Genomic DNA, 9,331 nt, shown 5'->3' with positions numbered 1-9,331 from the left:
CCGCCTGCACGAAAAACCGACGACGCCCCCCGAAGCCGGCTGGGGTGCGCCGCGCGTGGCCGCCGTGCGCGCCGCGATCGCGTCGGGCCACGACGGCCCGGCGCGCGCGCAGGCGCGGCTGATCGACACGATCGTCGCGGCGCTGCCCGGCGTCATCGTCGCCGGCGATTCGACGAGCCCCGTGTACGTCGGTAATTTCACCCACGACGCGCACGCACCGCGCAGCTGGTTCAACTCGTCTACCGGCTACGGCACGCTCGGCTACGGGCTGCCCGCCGCGATCGGCGCGAAACTCGCCGCGCCCGCACGCCCCGTCGTCTGCCTGATCGGCGACGGCGGCCTGCAGTTCACGTTGCCGGAGCTCGCGAGCGCGGTCGAGGCCCGCGTGCCGGTGATCGTGATCGTCTGGAACAACCGCGGCTACGGCGAGATCCGCAAATACATGGTCGCGCGCGACATCACGCCGATCGGCGTCGATCCGTACACGCCCGATTTCCTGGCGCTCGCGCGCGGCTTCGGCTGCGCGGCGCACGCGGCCGCGACGCCCGACGCACTGGCTGCCACGTTGCGCGACGCCGTCGCGCGCGCGATCCCGACCGTGATCGAGATCGACGAAGCGACATGGTTCGAGCAGGTGCAGCGATGAGTCAGGCCCCCGATTTCCACTTTGATCCGCCGCTGCGCACCGGGCTTTTCATCGCCGGCGCGTGGGGGTCCGGCGCCGACGGCGCCACGTTGCCGATCGTCGATCCGTCGACTGAAGCGGTCCTCGCGCATGTGGCTGCCGGCGGCAGCGCGGACGTCGAGCGCGCCGTCCAGGCCGCGGCCCGCGCGTTTCCCGGCTGGAAACGCACGACGGGTGCCGCGCGCGCGGCCCTGCTCCGCGCGATCGCGCGCGGCGTCGACACGCACCGCACACGGCTCGCGACGCTGCAGTCGTTCAATAACGGCAAGCCGTTCGCCGAAGCGGAGATCGACGTCGCCGACGTGATCGCCACGTTCAACTACTACGCCAGCCTCGCGGAACGCGTCGACACCGACGGCGAAACCGAGGTCGCGCTGCCCGGCGACGACCACCGCGCATGGATCCGGCGCGAACCGGCCGGCGTCGCCGCGCTGATCGTGCCGTGGAATTTCCCGATGGTGACGACCGCATGGAAGCTCGCGCCGGCGCTCGCGGCCGGCTGTACCGTCGTGCTGAAGCCGTCCGAGATCACGCCGCTGCCGGAACTCGAACTCGTCGCGATCGCCGCCGCAGCGGGCCTGCCGCCAGGCGTGCTGAACGTCGTGACGGGCACCGGCCCCGACGTCGGTGCCCGGCTGTGCGCGCATCCGCTCGTCGCGAAGGTGTCGTTTACCGGCAGCACGGCGGTCGGCGCGCAGGTCATGAAAACGGCCGCGGACACGATCAAGGGCGTCGGCCTCGAACTCGGCGGCAAGTCGTCGATCGTCGTGTTCGACGACGCCGATCCCGACCACGCGGTCGAGCTGATCGCGGGCGGCGGCCTGTTCAACGCGGGGCAGATGTGTTCGGCGACCTCGCGCGTGCTCGTCGCCGCGCCGCTCGCCGACGACCTGATCGCACGCCTCGCGCGGCGGATCGACGCGACCGTCGTCGGCCCGCCGTTCGCGCCCGGCGTGCAGATGGGCCCGCTGACGAACCGCGCGCAATACGAGCGCGTGAAGCGCCACATCGCGCAAGGCCGCGCCGACGGCGCGCGGCTCGTGACTGGCGGCGACGCGCCCGCCGGCCCCGGTTACTTCATCCGGCCCGCGCTGTTCGCCGACGTGCCGGCCGACAGCCCGCTATGGCGCGACGAAATCTTCGGGCCGGTGCTGTGCGTCCGCACGTTCGATACCGAGTACGACGCGATCGCGGCCGCCAACGATACCGAATACGGGCTCGTCGCGACCGTCGTCACGCGCGACGCGGCACGCGGCAAGCGGGTCGCCGACGCGCTCGAAGCAGGCGTCGTGTGGATCAACACGCCGCAACTGATCTATCCGCAAACCTCATGGGGCGGCTACAAGCGCAGCAGCGTCGGACGCGAGCTCGGCCCGTTCGGGCTGGCCGCATTCCAGGAGATCAAGCAGGTCATGATGCCGGCCCGCTGAGGCCGTCCGGGCCATGCGTTTATCTCATGCCGCGCATGCGGATATTTCGTTTGTTGCGGAAATTTGACGTCCCTACAGTGCATCCACACCCCGCGCCGCCATTCGGCGACCGGCATCGAACCACCCGGCATCGTTCATCAGGAGACGGCCATGCAACACTTCAAGGCGGGCAGAAGGCAGGTGATCAAAACCCTCGGCACGGCACTCGCCGCATCCGCCCTTCCGATGCCATTCATCAGTACTGCGAAGGCACAGACGAGCAGCTTCGCGGGCAAGACGCTGCGCATCCTCACGTGGTCTGACGATACCGGTGCGGCCGCGCTGCGCAATATCGCGGAAACGTTCAGCAAGCAGACCGGCGCACGCGTGATCGCCGACCGCGCGGACGGCACGTCGGGCATGGTCGCGAAGGTCAAGGCCGCCGGCGAGCGGCCGACCTACGACGTGATCACGCTGGCCGGCGTCGGTGCGGCCGGCCTCGCCGATGCGGGCCTGCTCGCGAAGCCTGACCTGAACCGGCTGCCGAACCTGAAGGACGTCGCGCCGCAGTACCGCACGGGCGCAAACGGGTTCGGTGTCGGCTACCTGCTGTGGTCGGACGGGCTGATCTACAACACGTCGACCGTCAAGACCGCACCGGCGAGCTACGAAGCGCTGTGGGATCCGAAATATGCGGGGCGCCTGTTTCTTCCGCCGCCGGAGTGGGCCGAGGCGGTCGATCTCGCGATCGTCGCCGCGAAGCTGGCCGGCGGTTCGCAGCAGAACATCGAACCGGGCTTCCGCAAGCTCGCGGCGCTCAAGGATCGTGTGATGACGCTCGGCGAAAACCCGAACCAGGTCGCCGACCTGTTCCGCACCGGCTCGCTCGACATCGGCGGCATCTATTCGCCCGCGTTCTTCCCGGACCAGATCCGCAAGCCCGACTACAAGATGGGCGTGACGTACGGGATGAAGGAAGGCTTCGCGACGCAACTGATGTTCACGGTGATTCCGAAAGCGCACCCGGGCGACCTCGACTTGATCCATGCGTTCATCAACCACACGCTCGACGCGGGCGTGCAGGGCCGGATGGCGGCGGACGTGCTGAACGGGCCGGTGAATTCGAAGGCCGTGATCCCGGCAGAAAGCCGCGCATTCGTGCCGTCGCCGCAGCAGATCGCGGAGAAGGCCATCCTCCACGACGACAAGGCGCTCGCCGCCGTTCAGCCGGCGTGGATCAAGCGCTATACCAGCCTCTTCGCGGCCTGACGACATGGCCTCGCTGCCTTCCTCCCGTCACGCGGAACCCGTCGCCGCCGGCCCGGCCGGCGGCGCCTCGGCCGCCGCTGCCGCACGGCCCGGCGTGCCGCCGTGGCTGCTGCTTGCGCCGATCCTCGCATTCCTCGCGGTGCTCGCGGCGGCGACGCTCACCGTACTGCGGATGAGCGTCGGTACGCCGGGCGACGAATGGCGCACGTTCACGCTGCAGAACTACGCCGATCTCGCCGACCCGTACTTCATGCACTCGCTGTGGCTCACGCTGCGCCTCGCGTTCCAGAGCATGGTATGCGCGGTGCTGCTCGCGATCCCGGTCGCGCTGGCGATGGCGCGCGCCGAATCGCGGCTCGCGCGGCGACTCATGCTTGCCGGCGTGCTGCTGCCGCTGCTCGTCAACCTGCTGCTGCAGGGTTACGGCTGGCTCGTGATGCTCGGCCCGGCGGGCCTGCTCAACCGCTCGCTGCTGGCGGCCGGCGTCATCGAACGGCCACTGCAGCTGCTGTACCGCGAACACGGCGTGCTGCTCGGGCTGATCCAGACCGCATTCCCGCTCGCCGTGCTGCCGCTGTCGAGCGCGCTGCGTGCCGTGTCCCGCGCGTACGACGAAGCCGCCGCGACGCTCGGCGCGACGCGCTGGCAGACGCTGCGGCACGTGACGCTGCCGCTCGCGATGCCGGGGCTCGTATCGGGCGCGCTGCTCGTGTTCGCCTACAACGCGAGTGCGTTCGCGGTGCCGCTGCTGCTCGGCGGCCGGCGCGTACCGATGCTCGCGGTGCTCGTGCATGACCAGGTCGCGCCGCTGCTGAACTGGCCGGCCGCGTCGGCCTCGGGTGTCGTGCTGATGGGCGCGACGCTCGTCGTGATGGCGGTTTCCCAGCGCCTCGTGCGCGCCCTGCAACGTGACGAGGTGAACCGATGAATGCCCTTCTGCCGCGAGCACCGCTGCCCGGCCGTCTGAGCCGCGCGACCGGCACCCTCGCGACGCTCGTGCTGTGCCTCGCCGCACTGCCGATCGTGACGATGATCACGATGTCGTTCGGCTCGTCGGGCACGCTCGAATTCCCGCCGCGCGATTTCAGCCTGCACTGGTACCGCGCCGCCTGGCAGACCTTCGTGACCGCCGATGCCGGCAGTGCGCAATCGATGGGTGCCGCGTTGACGACGAGCCTCGTCGTCGCGATCGCGACGATGCTGGTCGCGACTGCGGTTTCGGTACCCGCCGCCTACGCGCTGTCGCGTTATCGCTTCCGCGGCAAGACGTTCGTCGAGCAGCTCGTCGCGCTGCCGATCGTCTATCCGCTCGTCATGCTCGGCCTCGCGCTGCTGCTCGTGTTCAACGCGCTGCCGGTCGAACTCGGGCTCGTGCGGCTCGTCGTCGCGCACGTGATCCTGACGCTGCCGTTTACCGTGAAGAACTGCGCGGCATCGGTCGCGTCGATCGGCCCGGAATTCGAGGAAGCCGCGTGCCTGATGGGCGCGAGCCCGCGCCGCGCGTTCGTCGATGTCGTCCTGCCGCTGATGCGGCCGGGCGTCCTCGCCGGCATGCTGTTCGCGTTCATCGTGTCGTTCAACGAGTTCACGGTGACGTTCTTCCTGTACAGCGTCGACACGATGACGCTGCCGGTCTGGCTCTACAGCCGCACCGTGTCGTCGCTCGACCCGACCGTGTTCTGTTTCGCGGTGTTCACCGTCGCGATCGATTTCGCGCTGATCTGGATGCTCGAAAAACTCGTCGGCGACAAGGGCGTTGCGCTCTGATACGCGCACGACTCCGCCCTCGCCCATCCAAGGACTCCCCATGACCCAGCTCACCCTTCAGCGCGTGACGAAGCGCTTCCAGCACGCGTATGCCGTGGATCACGTCGACCTGTCCGTGCCGGACGGCAAGCTCGTCTGCTTTCTCGGTCCGTCGGGCTGCGGCAAGACCACGCTGATGCGGATCATCGCCGGCCTCGAGACGCCGACGTCGGGCACGATCACGTTCGCCGGCCGCGACCTCACGCACGTGCCGGCCAACCGGCGCGACTTCGGCATGGTGTTCCAGTCGCTCGCACTGTTCCCGCACATGACGGTCGCGCAAAACATCGCGTATCCGCTGCGGCTGCGCAAGACGGCCAGGACGGCTCAAACGCAGCGTGTCGCGGAGTTGCTGGAACTCATCCAGCTTCCGCACCTGGCCGACCGGCTCGTCACGCAACTGTCGGGCGGGCAGCGCCAGCGCGTCGCGATCGCACGCGCGATCGCTTCGTCTCCGCGCCTGCTGCTGCTCGACGAGCCGCTGTCGGCGCTCGATGCGAAGCTGCGCGAGGCGATGCAGGTCGAGATCCGGCTGCTCCAGCAACGGCTCGGCATCACGACGATCATGGTCACGCACGACCAGCGCGAAGCGATGACGATGGCCGACGAGATCGTCGTAATGGAGAAAGGCCGCATCCAGCAGGTCGGCCGGCCGCTCGACATCTATCGCGATCCGGTCAACGAATTCGTCGCGGATTTCATCGGCCTCGGCAACATCCTGCCGGTCGCGTGCGACGGCGACGACGCGATCGTGCTGCCGGGCGGACAACGGCTCGCGATCCGGCGCGCGCCCGACGCGCCGCGCGCGGACGACGCCGTGCGCCTGCTGATTCGCCCCGAGGACGTGTGCGTGCGCGCGGCCTCGGGCTCGCCGTCCGCGCCGAACACGCTCGCCGGCACGGTCACGTTCGTGCGCGACGTCGGCGCGTCGATCGAGGCGACGATCGATTGCCGCGGCTTCACGCTGACGGCAGCGACGACGCCGCGCGAAACGCCCGACCTGCACGTCGGCATGCCGGTCGCCGCCGAGCTACCCGCGCATGCATGCAAGCTGATCGCCGCACGCGGCGCCTGATTTCCTGTTCTTTCCCCAGCGCAGCAACAAGGACTCCATCATGAACGCATCGACCCAAGCCCACCGTCTCGTGCGACGCCTGCTCGCCCGCACCGCCCTCGTCTGCACCTGCGCGGCGGGTCTCGCCGCCATCGCGCCGCTCGCACATGCCGACGCACTCGACACGATCGCGAAATCCGGCGTCGTGCGCATCGGCGTGTTCGAGGACTACCCGCCGTTCGGCTCGATCGGCCCCGACATGAAGCCGCAAGGTTACGACATCGACATGGCGACGCTGATCGGCAAGGCGCTCAACGCAAAGGTCGAGCTCGTGCAGGTCACCGGCGACAACCGAATGGCGTATCTCGCCGACCGCAAGACCGACATGCTGCTGTCGGTCGGCCAGACGCCGGAGCGCGCGAAGGTGATCGATTTCTCGAACGCGTATGCGCCGTACTATCTCGCGGTATTCGGCCCGAAATCGCTCGCCGTGAAAGGCACCGCCGATCTCGCCGGCAAGTCGGTCGCGGTCGCGCGCGGCACGCTCGAGGACCTGAGCGTGAGCAAGGTCGCGCCGCCGAACGCGACGATCAAGCGCTTCGACGATCCAAACGGCGCGATCGCGGCGTTCCTGTCGGGGCAGGCGCAACTGCTCGTGATCGGCAACGACGTCGGCGCGACGATCATCGCGCGCCATCCGTCGATCGATCCGGAGCAGAAGTTCTCGCTGTTCAGCTCGCCCGATCACGTCGGCCTGAACAAGAACGAGCCGCGCCTGATGCAGAAGGTCAATGACGCGATCGCCGGCGCGAAGAAAAGCGGCACGCTGAACACCCTGTCGCAGAAGTGGCTGCACGCGGCACTGCCGGCCGACCTGTGACGCGCGTCGCGCCCGCCCCGCATTCACGACGGAAGGTATCGTTATGACCTACGTGTTCGACTTCAGCGATTTCGGCCTCTACGCCGGCATGCTCGCGCGCGGGATCGGCGTGACGCTCGGCCTCACCGCGGCCTCCACCGCGCTCGGCGGCCTGATCGGCACCGCCGGCGCGTGGGCCGCGCTCGCCGGCCCGCGCTGGGCACGCACGCTGGTCGCGGCCTACGTCGAGCTGATCCGCAATACGCCGTTCCTGGTCCAGCTGTTCTTCATCTTCTTCGGGCTGCCCGGGATCGGCGTGCACATCGACGAAGCGCAGGCGGCCGTGCTGGCGATGACGGTCAACCTGGGCGCGTATGCGGTCGAGATCCTGCGGGCCGGCATCGAATCGGTTCCGCACGGGCAAACGCAGGCCGCACGTGCGCTCGGGCTGCACGGCCGGCAGGTGTTCGGTCAGGTCGTGCTGCCGCAGGCGCTCGCGAACGTGTACCCCGCGCTGCTCGGGCAGGTGCTGATCGTGATGCTCGGTTCGGCCGTCGTGTCGCAGATCTCGGTGCCCGACCTGACCTATGCGGCGAACTTCATCCAGTCGCGCAATTTCCGTGCGTTCGAGATCTACATCGTCGTGACTGCGATCTACCTACTGCTGTCGATCGCGCTGCGCATGCTGCTCAATCGCGTCGGCCGCCGTCTGTTCGCGGGCCGCGCGCCGCACGGTGCGGCCGCCGCACCGCGCCGCTCGTGCGTTGCCCGCTTTACGTGGCGCGCGCGCTCCCGTGAAACCGGCCTCCCGACGGAGCGTGCCCGATGATCGAATTCACCTTCCAGGATATTGCGTGGAACCTGCTACTGGCCGCGCGCTGGACCATGCTGCTGTCGCTGATCACGTTCGTCGGCGGCAGCGTCGCCGGGTTTGCGCTGCTCGCGATGCGCATCTCGCCGATGCCGGCGCTGCGCCGCTTCGTGAGCCTGTACGTCGAGCTGTTTCAGGGCACGCCGTTGCTGATGCAGCTGTTCCTCGGTTTCTTCGGGCTGCCGCTGATCGGCATCGACGTGACGCCGTGGACCGCCGCATCGGTCGTATTGACGTTGAACGCGAGCGCGTACCTGGCCGACATCTGGCGCGGCTGCGTCGACGCCGTGCCGCGCGGCCAGTGGAGTGCGGCGGCCAGCCTCGGCATGACGTGGACGCAACAACTCCGTTACGCGGTGTGGCCGCAGGCATGGAAAATCGCGCTGCCGCCGACCGTCGGCTTTCTCGTGCAGGCGGTGAAGAGCACGGCGCTGACGTCGATCATCGGGCTGACCGAACTCACGAAGACCGGCAACATCATCACCAATGCGGTGTTCAAGCCGTTTCCGATCTACGCGATGGTCGCGCTGCTCTACTTCGCGATGTGCTTCCCGTTGACGTGGTACGCCCGCGTGCTCGAACGCCGCTACCGCGTCGCGAAGGCACGCTGAACCGGCGCCGCGCGCGCCTCATTACGATGCAGGTATCCCCCATGATTTCCATCAGCAACGTTTCGAAGTGGTACGGCCCGTTTCAGGTCCTCACCGACTGCACGACCGAGGTCAGGAAAGGCGAAGTGGTCGTCGTGTGCGGCCCGTCGGGCTCGGGCAAGTCGACGCTGATCAAGACCGTCAACGGCCTCGAGCCGTTCCAGCAGGGCGAGATCCTCGTGAACGGCCAGTCGGTCGGCGACAAGAAGACGAACCTGTCGAAGCTGCGCTCGAAGGTCGGGATGGTGTTCCAGCATTTCGAGCTGTTCCCGCACCTGTCGATCACCGAGAACCTGACGCTCGCGCAGATCAAGGTGCTCGGCCGCGGCAAGGACGAGGCGAACGAGAAGGGCCTGAAGCTGCTCGACCGCGTCGGCCTGAAGGCGCACGCGCACAAGTTCCCGGGCCAGTTGTCGGGCGGCCAGCAGCAGCGTGTCGCGATCGCGCGCGCGCTGTCGATGGACCCGATCGCGATGCTGTTCGACGAACCGACGTCCGCGCTCGACCCCGAGATGATCAACGAAGTGCTCGACGTGATGGTCGAACTCGCGCAGGAAGGGATGACGATGATGGTCGTCACGCACGAGATGGGCTTCGCGAAGAAGGTCGCGCATCGCGTGATCTTCATGGACAAGGGCGCGATCGTCGAGGACGACCGCAAGGACGATTTCTTCTCGAATCCGAAATCGGAACGCGCGAAGGACTTCCTCGCGAAGATCCTGCACTGA

At 68.2% G+C, this 9,331-nt stretch carries 10 protein-coding genes; all 10 read left to right on the top strand.

Going from position 1 to position 9,331, the window contains the following annotated elements; genetic code table 11:
• Positions 1–646: thiamine pyrophosphate-dependent enzyme (locus ABY44_RS31840; RefSeq protein ID WP_431643182.1), on the top strand; the 646-nt coding region annotated here is incomplete at its 5' end.
• Complete coding sequence (locus tag ABY44_RS31835) at positions 643–2,115, top strand: aldehyde dehydrogenase family protein (RefSeq protein ID WP_060173039.1); 1,473 nt, start codon at positions 643–645, stop codon at positions 2,113–2,115. The genes ABY44_RS31840 and ABY44_RS31835, both read left to right, overlap by 4 nt.
• A gap of 150 nt (positions 2,116–2,265) precedes the next feature.
• Positions 2,266–3,363, top strand: a complete 1,098-nt coding sequence (locus tag ABY44_RS31830) for an ABC transporter substrate-binding protein (RefSeq protein WP_048245295.1) — start codon at positions 2,266–2,268, stop codon at positions 3,361–3,363.
• Positions 3,364–3,367: 4 nt separating this feature from the next.
• Entirely contained in the window at positions 3,368–4,291 is a 924-nt protein-coding gene (locus tag ABY44_RS31825; RefSeq protein ID WP_027790891.1) for an ABC transporter permease, read from the top strand.
• Positions 4,288–5,130, top strand: coding sequence for an ABC transporter permease (locus ABY44_RS31820; RefSeq protein WP_021162908.1), 843 nt, complete (start codon positions 4,288–4,290; stop codon positions 5,128–5,130). Before ABY44_RS31825 ends, ABY44_RS31820 begins: the two co-directional genes overlap by 4 nt.
• Before the next feature lie 40 nt (positions 5,131–5,170).
• On the top strand, positions 5,171–6,244 hold the full coding sequence (locus tag ABY44_RS31815) for an ABC transporter ATP-binding protein (protein ID WP_060173038.1): 1,074 nt from the start codon (positions 5,171–5,173) through the stop codon (positions 6,242–6,244).
• Positions 6,245–6,284: 40 nt separating this feature from the next.
• Positions 6,285–7,103, top strand: coding sequence for a transporter substrate-binding domain-containing protein (locus ABY44_RS31810; RefSeq protein WP_060173037.1), 819 nt, complete (start codon positions 6,285–6,287; stop codon positions 7,101–7,103).
• Between the two features lie 43 nt (positions 7,104–7,146).
• Positions 7,147–7,911, top strand: coding sequence for an amino acid ABC transporter permease (locus ABY44_RS31805; RefSeq protein WP_060173036.1), 765 nt, complete (start codon positions 7,147–7,149; stop codon positions 7,909–7,911).
• A complete protein-coding gene (locus ABY44_RS31800) occupies positions 7,908–8,564 on the top strand; it encodes an amino acid ABC transporter permease (RefSeq protein WP_059693821.1) in 657 nt (218 codons plus the stop codon). Before ABY44_RS31805 ends, ABY44_RS31800 begins: the two co-directional genes overlap by 4 nt.
• Positions 8,565–8,605: 41 nt before the next feature.
• Positions 8,606–9,331, top strand: a complete 726-nt coding sequence (locus ABY44_RS31795; RefSeq protein WP_091920165.1) for an amino acid ABC transporter ATP-binding protein — start codon at positions 8,606–8,608, stop codon at positions 9,329–9,331.

Origin of the sequence: Burkholderia sp. ZZQ-2, assembly GCF_050768715.1 — a bacterium.
Lineage (GTDB): Bacteria > Pseudomonadota > Gammaproteobacteria > Burkholderiales > Burkholderiaceae > Burkholderia > Burkholderia cepacia.
Note: the sequence above shows the minus strand (reverse complement) of the source record. Positions and strands in the feature narration are given on the sequence as shown.